Here is a 14437-nt window from a genome sequence, read left to right on the forward strand (position 1 = left end):
AGCCTTGCGTCAGGGGGTTACTGCAGCAGCTTCTTGCTGCCGTCGTAGTAGCCGTCCTGCTTCAGGATCTCTTCCATGCGGGTGCCGATCTCCTTGGCACCGTCGGAGATGCTGACCTCGCCGAGCTGCATCTTCGTGCCCCACTCGGCGACGACTTCCGAGATCGCCGGCCACGACGGGAAGCGCGGACGGAACTCCGGCACGCCCTTCTGCCAGGAGGCGACCATCGGCTCGACGAACTTGTAGTTCGCCTTGATGTCCGGCTCCTCGTAGATCGCCATGCGGCCGGAGACGCCGCCGGCTTCGACGTAGTCGCGCGCGATCTCTTCCGAGGTCGCCCACTGGATGAACAGCCAGGACGCCTTCTGCTGCTCCTCGGTGCCCTGGGCGGCGACGGCGAGCGAGAAGCCGCCGAGTGCCGGCAGGCGGCCGGCCGGGCCTTCCGGCTCCGGCGCGACGGCGAGGCAGTCGACGATCTTCGACGTCGCCGGGTCGTTCAGCGTCGAATAGAACGCCGACCACTCGGTGATCATCGCCACCTGGCCCTGCGCCAGCGCGTTCACGGCTTCGGCGTGGTCGAAGGAGACGATGCCCGGCGGCATGTACTTCGCCAGATCCTGGCGGAACTGCAGGCCGGCCTGGCTCTCCGGGCTGTTGAGGTTGGACTTGAAGTCCTTGTCGAGCAGCGAACCGCCGAACGGCCACAGGAAGCGCATGAAACTGTCGGCCGACTGGGTCTCGCCGCGGCGCGACTGCAGGGCGTAGGCGTACTGGTTCTTCGAGGCGTCCGTGAGCTTCGGCCCGTAGACGTTCATCACCTCGTCCCAGGTGGCCGGCGGCTTGTCGAAGCCGGCATCCTTCAGCATGCACGAGTTGTAGAACAGCAGGCCGGAGTAGTTGTCGAAGGGCAGGCCGTAGGTCACGCCGCCCCACGAGCCGAAGGCGTCGAGCAGCAGCGGGAAGAAGCCGTCGAGCTTGAGGTTCGGGTCGGTGATCGCGGCGTCGCCGGTGAACTTGTCGATCGGCAGGATCCAGCCGTTCTCGGCGAACTCGCCAATCCAGACGAGGTCGACGAGGGCCACCGTCAGGTCGCCGCCGGAGGTGAAGTTGAGCACTTCCTTCTCGCGCGTGCTCTCGTAGGGAACGATCTCGTAGTTCACCTTGATGCCGGTCTTCTGCTCGAACTCCGGCAGGAGCTTGATGATCGCCCGGTAGCCGGGGCGGTCGAGGAAGATCACGTTGATCTCCGTGCCCTTGAAGGGCGCGGCCGCCGTCTCGAGCGACCAGTCGGCGGCGAACGCCCCCGAGGGACCCGCGGCCACCGCGACGGAGAGCGCCACCGCGCTCGCCGCTGTCAGCAAGAATTTCCTCACCTCTGCCTCCTCCGTCGTTTCTGTCGCGTGTTGGTTCCGGCCCTAGCGGGACCGGCCTCGAGGTGCGCCGCCGGCGGCGGCGCATCGATCAGCGTGTCGGGTAGATCAGGCTCTTCACCACGCCGGGCGCGTTCTCCGCGTGGCGGCGGAACGCCTCCGGTGCCTCCTCCAGTCCGACCTCGTGGGTGACGAGCGTCGCAACGTCGACCTTGCCGGTCGCGACGAGCTCGATGGCGCGCGGATAGACCTCTCCCATCCGCCGCGAGAACTTGATCTTGAGGCCGCGCCGCCGCGCCTCGGCGGCGGGCAGCGTGTAGACGTCGCCGTCGGGGATGCCGACCAGCACGACGCGGCCGCCGATGCGAGCGGCGAGCACCGCGTCGCGGAAGCCGTCCGGCGAGTTGGTCGCCTCGATGACGAGCGTGCAGCCCTCGTTGTGGGTCCACGAGCGGATGTCGGCGACGCCCTCGCCGACCTCAGCCGCGCCGAGCGTCTTCGCCATCGCGCGACGATGGGGCAGGGGGTCGACGGCCAGCACCTCGCCGGCGCCGGCGACCTTCAGCACCTGCAGGATGAGGAGGCCGATCGGCCCGCAGCCGAGCACGGCGACGCGCTCGAGCAGCCGCGGCTTCGCAAGGTCGACCGCATGGATGGCGACGCCGAGCGGCTCGAGCATCACGGCTTCGAGCGCGCTCATGTCCGCCGGCAGCGGCACGATCTGCGACTTCGGTACCCAGATGCGGTCGGTCATGGCGCCGTCGAAGGGTGGCGCGCCGATGAACTTGACGTTCGGGCAGAGATTCGGATGGCCGGCGCGGCAGTGCTCGCAGACGCCGCACGCCTTGTTTGGGTCGACGGCGACGAGGGCGCCGCGCGACAGGCCGAGCTCGGTGACGTCTTCCGACAGGTAGCCGCCGAACTCGTGGCCGGGCACGAACGGCTCGCGGATCACCGCCGAGCCGATGCCGCCGTCCTTGTAGTAGTGCAGGTCGCTGCCGCAGAGGCCGACCGCCGCCACGTCGAGCAGCGTCTCGCCCTCGCGGCCCTCGCGCAGATTGAACGGAGCGACACGGGCGTCATGCGGCCCGTGCAGGAACAACGCGCGGCTCATTCGGTCGCTTCCACCCTAGCGGGCCCGAGGCCCGTCTGATTGGGATGGACGATACAGATGTAATTTTGGTGTTTCAAGTGTTGATGCGGTTGGGGTGGAGGAGGCTGGTCGACGGAGCGCGCCCGTCTTGCTGCTGGTACGCGAAACGCATACCATTCGGGGAGCGAGCGAGGGTCCGATGGGAACGGTCGAGAAGATCACGATCGCGCTGACGGCCGAGCAGGCAGGCTTCGTGCGGAGTGCCGTTGAGGCCGGCGAGTACGCGTCCACCAGCGAGGCTATCCGCGAGGCCGTGCGCGAGTGGAAGGAGCGGCGCGACCTGCTCGGCTACACGGTGGAGGAACTCCGCGCCCTGGTGCAGCAGGGGCTCGACAGCGGCCCGAGTGCCCGCCTCTCGATGGCCGACGTGAAGGCCGAGGCCCGCCGCCGGCTGGAGACGGCGAAGCGCGGCGGCTGACCGGTGCTGCCCATCATCCGCACGGATCGGGCCGATGAGGACCTCATCGACGTCTGGGTGAGCATCGCGATCGAGAGCCCGGCTGCTGCCGACCGTGTGCTCGACGCCATCCAGCGGCGCTGGCAGCAACTCTCGCTCTATCCGTACTCAGGCGTCGCACGGGAGGACATCCTCCCCGGTCTCCGCTGCCTCGTTGCCGGCCAGTACCTGACGCTCTACCGCATCGCCGCCGACGGCATCCTGATCATCCGCGTGCTGCACGGGCGCAGCAAGATCGATGGAGACGAAGTTGCGTAGCGAACCACGGGGTCATTCCCGGCCTTGTGCCGGGAAACCATAGCTCGCCGCAATGATGGTCACCCGACGTCTTGCCGACGCAACTGCTGCAGCCGTCGCATGGGTTCCCGGCACAAGGCCGGGAATGACGACGGAGAGGTTGGCAAGGTTCTCGGCGACGCTCGGCTCAAGCGACTGACGCGTGTTTCCCCTCCCCCCTCGTGGGGGAGGTGGCCGGCGCAGCCGGCCGGAGGGGGCGCCGCCGGCGCAGCTGGCGGCGTGCGAGGGTTCCGCATCTTGCGAAGCCCGCCGCGCTAGCGCGCGGCGGCCCCCTCCCGACCTCCCCCGCGAGGGGGGAGGGGTTACGGACGCGCTTCGCGCGACGTTCTTGCTAGGCAGTCAAACCGGCGTGGCCCGTCAGAGAAGCACGACCGCTCACACCGGCCTGAGCAGCACGTGCTTCTTGCGGCCGTTGGAGAGCTTCACCACGCCCTCGACGATGTGGCCGGTGCCGAGCACCGCCTTGTCGTCGCTGACCACCGTGTCGTTGACGCGGATGGCGCCGTTCGCGATCGCGCGGCGGACCTCGCCGTTCGAGGTGGCGAGGCCGGCACGGACGATCGCCGTCAGCAGGCCGAGGCCGGCGTCGAGGTCGGCCTGCGGGATCTCCACCGTCGGCAGCGACTGGGCGAGCCCGCCTTCCTCGAAGGTGCGCCGCGCCGTCTCGGCGGCGGCGTCAGCCGCCTCCCGGCCGTGCAGCATCGCCGTCGCCTCGGTGGCGAGCACCTTCTTCGCCTCGTTGATTTCCTGGCCCGGCAGCGCCGCGAGGCGGGCGATCTCCTTGAGCGGCAGGTCGGTGAAGAGCTTCAGGAAGCGCTCGACGTCGGCGTCGGCGGTGTTGCGCCAGAACTGCCAGTAGTCCCACGGCGACAGCATGTCGGCGTTGAGCCAGACGGCACCCGCCGCCGTCTTGCCCATCTTGGCGCCCGACGCGGTGGTGATCAGCGGGCAGGTGACGGCGAACAGCTCGAAGTCGGCGACGCGGCGGCCGAGGTCGATGCCGTTGACGATGTTGCCCCACTGGTCGGAGCCGCCCATCTGCAGCCGGCAGCCGTAGCGCCGGCCGAGCTCGACGAAGTCGTAGGCCTGCAGGATCATGTAGTTGAATTCGAGGAACGACAGCGGCTGCTCGCGCTCGAGCCGCATCCGCACCGAATCGAAGGTGAGCATGCGGTTGACCGAGAAGTGCCGCCCGACATCGCGCAGGAACGGAATGTAGGCGAGCTGGTCGAGCCACTCGGCGTTGTCGACCATGATCGCGTCGGTCGGCCCGTCGCCGAAGCTGAGGAAGCGGTCGAAGGCGGTCTTGATGGACGCCTTGTTCGCCTCGATGTCGGCATCGGTGAGGAGCTTGCGCTGCTCGTCCTTGCCGGAGGGGTCTCCGACCTTGGTGGTGCCGCCGCCCATCAGCACGATCGGCTTGTGGCCGGCCTGCTGGAAGCGCCGCAGCATCATGATGCCCATCAGGTGGCCGACGTGCAGGCTCGGGCCGGTGCAGTCGAAGCCGATATAGGCGGGCATGGCCGTGCCGCCGGCGAGCAGGCCGTCCAGCGCCTGAGGGTCCGAGCACTGGTGCAGATAGCCGCGCGCCGCCAGCGTCGACAGGAAGGCGGACCGGAAGGCCGGCATGGCGGCTTCGGTCGGGACGGAAGGGGCGGCGTCGGTCATCGTCTCGGTCTCTCGTCCTGCCGGCGGTGGCGCCGGTTCTCCTCGTGTTAAGCTGGCGGCTCTATAGCCGGTTTGACCGGGCTGTTGCACGCGAAAGGGAGGCGTCGCCATGGCGGAGACCGTGCGCGCGATCGGACTGATGAGCGGGACGTCGATGGACGGCGTCGACGTGGCGCTGATCGAGACGGACGGCGAGGCGGTCGTCCGCCCCGGCCCGAGCGGCTTCCGGCCCTATGCGAGCGCGGAGCGCGAGGCGATCCGCGCGGCGCTGGCCGCCGCGACGACGCTCACCGACCGCGATGCCCGGCCGCCGGCGCTCGCTGCCGCCGAAGCGGTGGTGACAACCGCGCACGTCGAGGCGGTACGGGCCTTCCTCGCCGACAACGCCATCGACCCCGCCGGCATCACGGTGGTCGGCTTCCACGGCCAGACGGTGTTCCATGCGCCGGAGCGGCGGCTGACGGTGCAGGTCGGCGACGGCGCGGCGCTGTCCGAGGCCCTCGGCATTCCCGTGGTGTTCGACCTTCGCGCCGACGACGTCGCGGCGGGAGGGCAGGGGGCGCCGCTGGTGCCCGTCTACCACCGCGCATTGGCAGCCGCCGCTGCGTTGCCGCGGCCCGTCGCGATCCTCAATGTCGGCGGCGTCGCCAACCTCACGCTGATCGGCGCCGACGATGGCCTCGTCGCCTTCGACACCGGCCCCGGCAATGCCCTCATCGACGACCTGATGGGCGCGCGAACCGGCGCGCGCATGGACGAGGGCGGCCGCACCGCCGCTGCCGGCTCGGTCGATGAAGCGGCGCTTTCGGTGCTGATGGACAACCCGTACTTCGCCCGGCCGGTGCCGAAGTCGCTCGACCGCAACGCGTTTTCCGCAGTGCTGGTGGCGCATCTCTCGACGGCAGACGCCGCGGCGACGCTGGTGGAGTTTACCGCCGAGACGGTGGCGCGCGGATTGGCGTTGGCCGGCGGGGCGGATCGTATCGTCGTCTGCGGCGGCGGTGCCCGCAACCCGGTACTGATGGCGGCGCTCGCTGCCCGCACGGGCGTCATGGTCGACAGCGCCGACGCGCTCGGCTGGTCGGCGGATGCGATCGAGGCGCAGGCCTTCGCCTATCTTGCGGTGCGGTCCCTGCGCGGCCTGCCGATCACCTTCCCCGGCACGACCGGCGTGGCGCGGCCGCTCACCGGCGGCCGGCGGGTCGGGCCGCGGCTGCGGGCGGCCTGAGCGGCCACGCGCGCCGGGCTTGAGCAGTCACCGCTTCGACGGCCGCCCTCAGGCGGCGTCGGCGGTCGCGGCGAGGCGACGGTCGAGATAGTCCGAGCAGATCCCGAGCAGCGGGTCGACGCGGTCCTCGAAGAAGTGGTTGGCACCCTCGAGCACGCGCTGCTCGATGATGATGCCCTTCTGCGTCTTCAGCTTGTCGACGAGGTTCTGCACGTCCTTGAGCGGCACCACCTTGTCGATGTCGCCGTGGACGATCAGGCCGGACGACGGGCAGGGCGCCAGGAACGAGAAGTCATGCAGGTTCGCCGGCGGCGCGATCGAGATGAAGCCCTCGATCTCCGGGCGCCGCATCAGAAGCTGCATGCCGATCCAGGCGCCGAACGAGAATCCGGCGATCCAGCAGGCGCGGGCGTCCGGGTGGATGCTCTGCGCCCAGTCGAGGGCGGAGGCTGCGTCGGACAGCTCGCCCTGGCCGTGGTCGAAAGCGCCCTGGCTGCGGCCGACACCACGGAAATTGAAGCGCAGCACCGCGAAGTCGCGCTTCGCGAACATGTAATACAGCTGGTAGATGATCTGGTTGTTCATGGTGCCGCCGAACTGCGGGTGCGGGTGCAGCACCATGGCGATCGGGGCGTTGCGGCGCTTCGCGGGCTGGAAGCGGCCTTCGATCCGTCCGGCGGGACCGTTGAAGATGACCTCGGGCATAGCGGGGCAGGGTCTCCTGAGAAGGAAGATCAGGGCAAGCGTCAGTCGCGACGGCGGCGCGACGGGCTGTCGGCGAGGAAAACCGGGCTCCGGGACTGCCTCGTCCGTCTGCCTTGACGGCCTAGAGGGCTGTCCCTACAAGGGAAATCGTTAGAACAATTCGAAACGTTGTCGAGCCCTGCTCGCCAGCGTAAGCCGCGTCGACAGTGCTATCCTGCCCTCGTCGGCGCCGGTTATCGTCGGTGACGCAAGGATTTGCAAGCGTCGCCTCAATTCGGCCGGTGTCTCGACGGTCGACGTGAACCGGTGGACGCAGCCGCGGGCGAGGCTCGCCAGCGTCAGGGGATGTGGATGGTCCAGGGCCGCGGCGCAAGCGCCGGCACGCCTCGCAGCTATCTCGACTGGGCGGCGAGCGCGCCGCTGCGGCCGGTGGCGCGCGAGGCGGTGTACGCGGCGCTGGACCTCGCGGGCAATCCGTCCTCCGTGCACGCCGAGGGGCGACGCGCTCGGGCCGCCGTGGAGGCGGCGCGCACCGCCGTCGCCACCCTCGTCGGTGCTCCGTCCTCCGCCGAAATCACCTTCACCAGCGGCGCGACGGAGGCGAACGTCACGGCGCTGTCGCCGGCGCTGTGCGGAGGCGATCCTCTCCTGCTGGTCTCCGCGATCGAGCATCCCTCGGTGGCCGCGGGCGGACGCTTCCGTCCGGACGACGTTGCCGTCGTGCCCGTCGACGGGGACGGCGTCGTCCGGCTCGACCAGCTCGCCGACATGCTGGAGCAGGCGCGGGCGCGGGGCCAGCGGCCGCTCGTCTCACTGATGCTCGCCAACAACGAGACCGGCGTCGTGCAGCCGGTCGCGGAGGCGGCGCGCCTCGTCCATGCGGCCGGCGCGCTCCTGCACGTCGACGCCGTGCAGGCGGCGGGTCGCATCCCGGTGGACATGCGCGCCCTCGGGGCCGATCTCCTCTCGCTGTCGTCCCACAAGATCGGCGGTCCGAAGGGCGTCGGCGCCCTCGTCGTCCGTCCGGGCCTGTCGGTGCCGCCGCTTCTGACCGGGGGCGGCCAGGAGCGCCGGCGCCGCGCCGGCACGGAAGCGGTGCCGATGATTGCCGGTTTCGGCGCCGCCGCTGCCGCGGCAAAAGTCGATTTAGAGGAAATCCAGCGCTGTTCCCGCCTTCGGGACTGGCTCGAAGCCGACCTCGACACTATGTGTGGCGCCACGGTCGTGTTCGGCCGCAATGCCCCGCGGCTGCCGGCGACGTCGTGCTTCGCGGTCCCGGGCATCGCCGCCGAGACGGCGGTGATCGCCCTGGACCTCGACGGTGTCGCGGTCTCGTCCGGGGCGGCGTGTTCGTCCGGCAAGGTCGCCGCGTCAGTGGTGCTGTCGGCGATGGGGGTTCCGGGCGAGCTGGCCCGCGGAGCGATCCGCGTCAGTCTCGGTTGGGAGACACAGGAAGACGACGTCGCGCGGTTCCTCGCCGCGTGGCGGAAACTGGTGGCCCGGCTTCGACCGAGCGTCGGACAGGCCGCCTGAGGGGCGCCGCGAGGCGTCGAAATCAGGCTTCTGCAACCAGCGGTCCTTGAAACCGCCGTGGATGGAGAGCGAGATGCCGGCAGTCCAGGAGACGGTCGACCGCGTGCGCGCGATCGACGTCGATCAGTACAAGTACGGGTTCGTCACGGAGATCGAGAGCGAAACGGTCCGCAAGGGCCTCGACGAGGATATCGTCCGTTTCATCTCGGCGAAGAAGAACGAGCCGGCGTGGATGCTGGAGTGGCGTCTCGACGCCTTCCGCCGCTGGCAGACGATGGCGGAGCCGACCTGGGCGCGGGTGCACTACCCGCCGATCGATTTCCAGGAGCTGCACTACTATTCCGCGCCGAAGTCGACCGCCGGGCCGAAGAGCCTCGACGAGGTCGATCCGGAGCTCCTCGCCATGTACGAGAAGCTCGGCATCCCCTTGCGCGAGCGTGAGATCCTCGCCGGTGTCGAGGGGGCGGGCACGGCGTCCGGCTCGCGCGTCGCCGTCGACGCGGTGTTCGATTCCGTCTCGGTGGTGACCACCTTCAAGGAGGAGCTCGCCAAGGCCGGCGTCATCTTCTGCTCGATTTCGGAGGCCGTGCGCGAGCACCCGGAACTGGTGCGCCAGTACCTCGGCTCCGTCGTGCCGGTCACCGACAACTTCTACGCGACGCTGAACTCCGCCGTCTTCTCCGACGGCTCGTTCGTCTACATCCCGCCGGGCGTCCGCTGCCCGATGGAGCTCTCCACCTATTTCCGCATCAACGAGCGCAACACCGGCCAGTTCGAGCGCACGCTGATCATCGCCGACAAGGGCGCGCACGTCTCCTACCTCGAGGGCTGCACCGCCCCGATGCGGGACGAGAACCAGCTGCATGCCGCCGTCGTCGAGCTGGTCGCCCTCGACGATGCCGAGATCAAGTACTCGACGGTGCAGAACTGGTACCCCGGCGACAAGGAAGGCCGCGGCGGCATCTACAACTTCGTCACCAAGCGCGGCGACTGCCGCGGCCACAACTCGCGCATCTCGTGGACGCAGGTGGAGACCGGCTCGGCCATCACCTGGAAGTACCCGAGCTGCATCCTGCGCGGCGACAACTCGCGTGGCGAGTTCTATTCGATCGCGGTGTCGAACGGCTACCAGCAGGTCGATTCCGGCACGAAGATGATCCACCTCGGCAAGAACACCTCGAGCCGGATCATCTCGAAGGGCATCTCCGCCGGTCACTCGTCGAACACCTACCGCGGCCTGGTGCAGGCGCACCGCAAGGCCGACGGCGCCCGCAACTACACCCAGTGCGACTCGCTCCTGATCGGCGACCAGTGCGGGGCGCACACCATCCCCTACATCGAGGCGAAGACCAAGACGGCGGTGTTCGAGCACGAGGCGACCACCTCGAAGATCTCCGACGCGCAGCTGTTCTACTGCCGCTCGCGGGGCATCCCGCAGGAGGAGGCGGTTGCGCTGATCGTCAACGGCTTCGTCAAGGACGTCATCCAGCAGCTGCCGATGGAGTTCGCCGTCGAGGCGCAGAAGCTGATCGGCGTCAGCCTGGAGGGGAGCGTCGGATAGGGACGGCGCCGCCGTCGCGGACAGGCGCAGACGCACGCGATGCGTCATCCCGGACAAGCGAGCGAGAGCGAGCGCCGATCCGGGACCGAGCGCCCAGCCCGCGCCGAAGGCGCGTCCGACAGTGAGCTTGCGTCCCGGATCGCTCCGCGTTGCTTCGCGTCCGGGATGACGCCGATCTGATTGACAGGCGACGGAAGCACCGGCGCTGCGAACGAGAAGAACACGACGCATGAGCGAGACGACGATGACGAATGCCCTGCTCGAGGTCCGCAACCTCCACGCCTCCGTCGGCGACCGCGAGATCCTGCACGGGCTGAACCTGACGATCGGCGCCGGCGAGGTGCACGCGATCATGGGTCCGAACGGCTCGGGCAAGTCGACGCTGTCGCACGTGCTCGCCGGCCGCGACGACTACGAGGTGACCGAAGGCACGATCACCCTCGACGGGCAGGACCTGCTCGAGCTCGAGCCCGAGGAGAGGGCTGCGGCGGGTGTGTTCCTGGCGCTGCAGTATCCGGTCGAGATCCCTGGCGTCGCCAACATGACGTTCCTGAAGGCGGCTCTCACGTCGCAGCGCAAGGCGCGCGGCGAGCCGGACCTGTCGACGGCCGACTTCATGAAGCGCGTGCGCGCCGAGGCCGACAAGCTCGGCATCTCGCCGGAGATGCTGAAGCGGCCGGTCAATGTCGGCTTCTCGGGCGGCGAGAAGAAGCGCAACGAGATCCTGCAGATGGCGGTGCTGTCGCCGCGGCTCTGCGTGCTCGACGAGACCGATTCCGGCCTCGACATCGACGCGCTGCGCATCGTCGCCGACGGCGTCAACGCGCTCCGCTCGCCGGAGCGCGGCATGCTCGTCATCACCCACTACCAGCGGCTGCTCGACCTGATCGTGCCGGACGTCGTGCACGTTCTGTCCGGCGGCAAGATCGTCAAGACCGGCGGCCCCGGCCTGGCGCTGGAGCTCGAGGAGCGTGGCTACGCCGAGTACCTCGGCGCGGCGGCGGCGTGAGGACGGCACGATGAACGCCGAGATGCGCCGACGCCTGACCGCCGCCGAGGAGGACCTCGCGAGCCGCGTCGCCGCCCTCCCGGAGGGCGCCGACCGCCTCGGCGACCAGCGCCGCGCCGCCGGGGCGTCGGTGGTCGCGACGGGCCTGCCGAGCCGGCGGGTCGAGGCCTACAAGTACACCGACCTGCGCGCCGCCTTCGGTGCGCTCGCGCCCGTGGCGCCGGCGGCTGACGCCACCGCAGCCGCGACCGCTGTCGCCGCGGCGTGGGACTGGGACGGGCTCGCCGGCCGCCGCATCGTCTTCGTCAACGGCCGCTTCGAGCCCGGCCTCAGCACCCTCGAAGGCCTTGACGGTGCCGTCGAGATCGCCTCGCTCGCCGAGCGGGCGCGGCTGCCGGATGCCGACCTGCCGATCGGCCGGCTCGCCGCCGGCAACGAGGACCCGGTCCTCGCCCTCAACACCGCCTTCTGGCAGGACGGCGTCGTCATCCGCGTCGCCGCGGGCGCAACCGTCGCCGAACCGATCGCGATCCTCTCACTGGTCGTGGCCGACGCAGCCGTTGCCGTCACCACGCGCCATGTCGTCGAGGTCGGCACGGGTGCGACCGTGCGATTCCTCGAGCACCACGCCGGCCCTGCCGGCATCGCCTACCAGGCGAGCGCCGCCATCGAGCTCGACATCGCCGACGGCGCACGCGTCACCTGGGCGCGGCTGCAGGAGGAGGGGGAGGCGGCGCTGCATCTCGCCACCCTCGTCACCCGACTCGGGGCCGGCAGCGCGCTCGACCGTCTCGCGGTGAACTTCGGCGCGGCGCTGTCGCGCGATCAGGGCTTCGTCGATTTCTCCGGCCCCGACAGCCGCGTCGGCTTCGAGGCCGCGACCCATCTCGACGGCCGCCGTCACTCCGACGCGACGCTGGTGATGAACCACGCCGTGCCGGATTGCGCGAGCAAGGAGCGCTTCCGCGCCGTCGTCGCCGACGAGGCGCGCTCGGTGGTGCAGGGCAAGATCTGCGTCGCCCCGCAGGCGCAGCGCACCGACGGGCGGATGATGACGCAGGCGATCCTCACCGGCGACGGCGCCGAGGCGATCAACAAGCCCGAGCTCGAGATCTTCGCCGATGACGTGCAGTGCGGCCACGGCGCCACGTCGGGCCGGCTCGACGAGACGGCGCTCTTCTACATGCGCACCCGCGGCATTCCGAAGGCGGTGGCCGAGGCGCTGCTGCTGGAAGCCTTCCTGGCGGAGGCGATCGAGGGCCTCGGCGACGAGGCGATTTCCGAGGCCCTGACGGGTCGGCTGCGGGCGCGGCTCGCGGCGATCGGAGGCGAGGCGACATGACGATGATCGACACCAGGATCGCGCCGGCCTTCGACGTCGAGCGCGTGCGGCAGGACTTTCCGATCCTGTCGCGCACCGTGCACGGCAAGCCGCTCGTCTATCTCGACAACGCCGCCTCTGCCCAGAAGCCGACGCCGGTGCTCGACCGCATCCGGCAGGCCTATGCGGAGGACTACGCCAACGTCCATCGCGGCCTGCACTTCCTGTCGAACGCCTCGACCGACGCCTACGAGGCGGCGCGCGAGACGGTGCGCCGCTTCCTCAACGCCCCCTCCACCGACGAGATCATCTTCACCAAGGGCGGCACCGAGGCGGTCAACCTCGTCGCTTCCAGCTGGGGCGGGGTCAACATCGGCGCGGGCGACGAGATCGTCCTCACCGTCATGGAGCACCACTCCAACATCGTGCCGTGGCACTTCCTGCGCGAGCGCCAGGGCGCGGTGCTGAAGTGGGTGACGCTGAAGGACGACGGCAGCTTCGACCTCGATGCCTTCGAGCAGGCGCTGTCGCCGCGCACCAAGCTCGTCGCCATCACCCACATGTCGAACGTGCTCGGCACCGTCGTGCCGGTCGCCGAGGTGACGCGCATCGCCCACGCCCGCGGCGTGCCGGTGCTCGTCGACGGCTGCCAGGGCGCCGTCCACCTGCCCGTCGACGTGCGGGCGCTCGACGCCGACTTCTACGTCGCCACCGGCCACAAGCTCTACGGGCCGACCGGCATCGGCGTGCTCTACGGCAAGCGCTCGCTGCTCGACGCGATGCGGCCCTACCAGGGCGGCGGCGAGATGATCCGCACCGTCAGCGAGACCGGCGTCACCTACGGCGACCCGCCGTTCCGCTTCGAGGCCGGCACGCCGCCGATCGCCCAGGCGATCGGGCTCGCCGCGGCGATCGACTATGTCGACGGCCTCGGCCGGGCAGCGATCGCGGCCCACGAGAACGACCTGCGCGACTATGCCGACGAGCGGCTGTCGCGGCTGAATTCCGTGCGCACCTACGGCCATGCGCCGGGCCGCGGCGCCATCGTCTCGTTCGCGCTGGAAGGCGCCCACCCGCACGACGTCGCCACCATCCTCGACCGCGAGGGCATCGCGGTCCGGGCCGGCACGCACTGCGCGGTGCCGCTGATGGACCGCCTCGGCGTCACCGCCACCTGCCGCGCCTCGTTCGGGCTCTACAACACCCGGGCCGAGGTCGACCGCCTTGCAGATGCCATCGACAAGGCCCATAGATTCTTCGCATGAGCGAGACTGTCATGGATGATGCCACGCTGATGACGCAAGACGCCGCGCCGGTGCCGGAAGGCACGGCGGCGCCCGCAGCCGTCTCCGCCATCGCGCCGGAAGAACTCGACCGGATGACGGGCGACATCGTCGCCGCCCTGAAGACGGTCTACGATCCCGAAATCCCGTGCGACATCTACGAGCTCGGGCTCATCTACAAGATCGACATCGACGACGACCGCACGGTGGCGATCGACATGACGCTGACAGCGCCGGGCTGCCCCGTCGCCGGCGAGATGCCGGGCTGGGTGCAGAACGCCGTCGCCTCCGTCGAGGGCGTCGGCGACGTCAAGGTGGCGATGACCTTCGATCCGCCGTGGGACCCGAGCCGGATGTCGGAAGAGGCGAAGGTCGCCCTCGACTGGTACTGAACGATGGGTGCCGCGCCGCCGATCACCGGCGTCCTCGAGACCGGCGTCTATGTCGACGACCTCGCCAAGGCGCGGTCGTTCTACGAGGGGGTGCTCGGTTTCGCACCGATGTTCGCGGACGAGCGGCTCTGCGCCTACCCGGTTGGGCCGGCCGGCGTCTTCCTGCTGTTCCTGCGCGGCGCGACCCAGGAGACGGTGACCCTGCCCGGCGGCTCCATACCGCCGCACGACGGCAGCGGGCCGATGCACTTCGCCTTCGCGATTGCGGCGGACTCCCTCGCTGCATGGCGCGCGCGGCTCGCGGAAGCCGGGGTGGAGATCGAGTCGGAGATGGTCTGGCCGCGCGGTGCCGTCAGCCTGTATTTCCGGGATCCGGACGGCCATCTGGTCGAGCTCGCGACGCCCGGCCTGTGGGCGAATTACTGACCGGCAGCGAGAGTTTGGGCTTCGACCAATTCTC

14 protein-coding genes are annotated in these 14437 nt (G+C 69.8%); 10 read left to right on the top strand and 4 right to left on the bottom strand.

Translation table 11 applies throughout. The features are described from left to right. Positions 1 to 17: 17 nt before the first annotated feature. A complete protein-coding gene (locus tag RUR49_RS21185) occupies positions 18 to 1373 on the bottom strand; it encodes an ABC transporter substrate-binding protein (RefSeq protein WP_409148421.1) in 1356 nt (451 codons plus the stop codon). Between the two features lie 88 nt (positions 1374 to 1461). Continuing rightward, on the bottom strand, positions 1462 to 2484 hold the full coding sequence (locus tag RUR49_RS21190; protein WP_409148422.1) for a zinc-binding dehydrogenase: 1023 nt from the start codon (positions 2482 to 2484) through the stop codon (positions 1462 to 1464). A gap of 178 nt (positions 2485 to 2662) precedes the next feature. Between RUR49_RS21190 and RUR49_RS21195 the strand changes: the two genes are divergently transcribed. Both RUR49_RS21195 and RUR49_RS21200 read left to right on the top strand, forming a co-directional pair. Beyond that, the gene (locus tag RUR49_RS21195) at positions 2663 to 2941 is read left to right on the top strand and encodes a type II toxin-antitoxin system ParD family antitoxin (RefSeq protein ID WP_409148423.1); all 279 of its coding nucleotides are present in this window, start codon (positions 2663 to 2665) and stop codon (positions 2939 to 2941) included. A 3-nt stretch (positions 2942 to 2944) separates the two neighbouring features. Next, positions 2945 to 3238 (top strand): type II toxin-antitoxin system RelE/ParE family toxin, encoded by a 294-nt coding sequence (locus RUR49_RS21200; RefSeq protein ID WP_409148424.1) that lies wholly within the window; start codon positions 2945 to 2947, stop codon positions 3236 to 3238. A 414-nt stretch (positions 3239 to 3652) separates the two neighbouring features. Here RUR49_RS21200 and tyrS read toward each other — a convergent pair whose 3' ends face one another. Beyond that, the gene (gene tyrS, locus RUR49_RS21205) at positions 3653 to 4906 is read right to left on the bottom strand and encodes a tyrosine--tRNA ligase (protein WP_409148460.1); all 1254 of its coding nucleotides are present in this window, start codon (positions 4904 to 4906) and stop codon (positions 3653 to 3655) included. A gap of 148 nt (positions 4907 to 5054) precedes the next feature. On the opposite strand from tyrS, the gene RUR49_RS21210 reads away from it, so the two are divergent. Next, positions 5055 to 6173, top strand: a complete 1119-nt coding sequence (locus tag RUR49_RS21210) for an anhydro-N-acetylmuramic acid kinase (protein WP_409148425.1) — start codon at positions 5055 to 5057, stop codon at positions 6171 to 6173. Positions 6174 to 6221: 48 nt separating this feature from the next. Here the strand turns inward: RUR49_RS21210 and RUR49_RS21215 are convergent, their stop codons facing one another. After that, positions 6222 to 6878, bottom strand: a complete 657-nt coding sequence (locus RUR49_RS21215; protein ID WP_409148426.1) for an alpha/beta hydrolase — start codon at positions 6876 to 6878, stop codon at positions 6222 to 6224. A gap of 351 nt (positions 6879 to 7229) precedes the next feature. Between RUR49_RS21215 and RUR49_RS21220 the strand changes: the two genes are divergently transcribed. From RUR49_RS21220 to RUR49_RS21250, 7 genes are all read left to right on the top strand, one after another. Further along, positions 7230 to 8411, top strand: a complete 1182-nt coding sequence (locus RUR49_RS21220; RefSeq protein ID WP_409148461.1) for a cysteine desulfurase family protein — start codon at positions 7230 to 7232, stop codon at positions 8409 to 8411. A gap of 73 nt (positions 8412 to 8484) precedes the next feature. Continuing rightward, the gene (gene sufB / locus RUR49_RS21225; protein WP_409148427.1) at positions 8485 to 9972 is read left to right on the top strand and encodes a Fe-S cluster assembly protein SufB; all 1488 of its coding nucleotides are present in this window, start codon (positions 8485 to 8487) and stop codon (positions 9970 to 9972) included. A gap of 256 nt (positions 9973 to 10228) precedes the next feature. Then, positions 10229 to 10981: a Fe-S cluster assembly ATPase SufC gene (gene sufC / locus RUR49_RS21230; RefSeq protein ID WP_409148462.1), complete on the top strand. Its 753-nt coding sequence runs from the start codon at positions 10229 to 10231 to the stop codon at positions 10979 to 10981. Next, positions 10944 to 12323 carry a Fe-S cluster assembly protein SufD gene (sufD, locus tag RUR49_RS21235; protein ID WP_409148428.1) on the top strand — a complete coding sequence of 460 codons (1380 nt, stop codon included), beginning with the start codon at positions 10944 to 10946 and terminating at the stop codon, positions 12321 to 12323. Before sufC ends, sufD begins: the two co-directional genes overlap by 38 nt. Then, a complete protein-coding gene (locus tag RUR49_RS21240) occupies positions 12320 to 13567 on the top strand; it encodes a cysteine desulfurase (protein ID WP_409148429.1) in 1248 nt (415 codons plus the stop codon). The genes sufD and RUR49_RS21240 overlap by 4 nt, the downstream gene beginning before the upstream one ends. Before the next feature lie 29 nt (positions 13568 to 13596). After that, entirely contained in the window at positions 13597 to 13977 is a 381-nt protein-coding gene (locus tag RUR49_RS21245) for an SUF system Fe-S cluster assembly protein (protein ID WP_409148463.1), read from the top strand. A gap of 3 nt (positions 13978 to 13980) precedes the next feature. Continuing rightward, on the top strand, positions 13981 to 14403 hold the full coding sequence (locus RUR49_RS21250) for a VOC family protein (protein WP_409148430.1): 423 nt from the start codon (positions 13981 to 13983) through the stop codon (positions 14401 to 14403). Positions 14404 to 14437 lie beyond the last annotated feature (34 nt).

This window comes from Pseudoxanthobacter sp. M-2, from assembly GCF_046156265.1.
Lineage (GTDB): Bacteria > Pseudomonadota > Alphaproteobacteria > Rhizobiales > Segnochrobactraceae > CAMDHY01.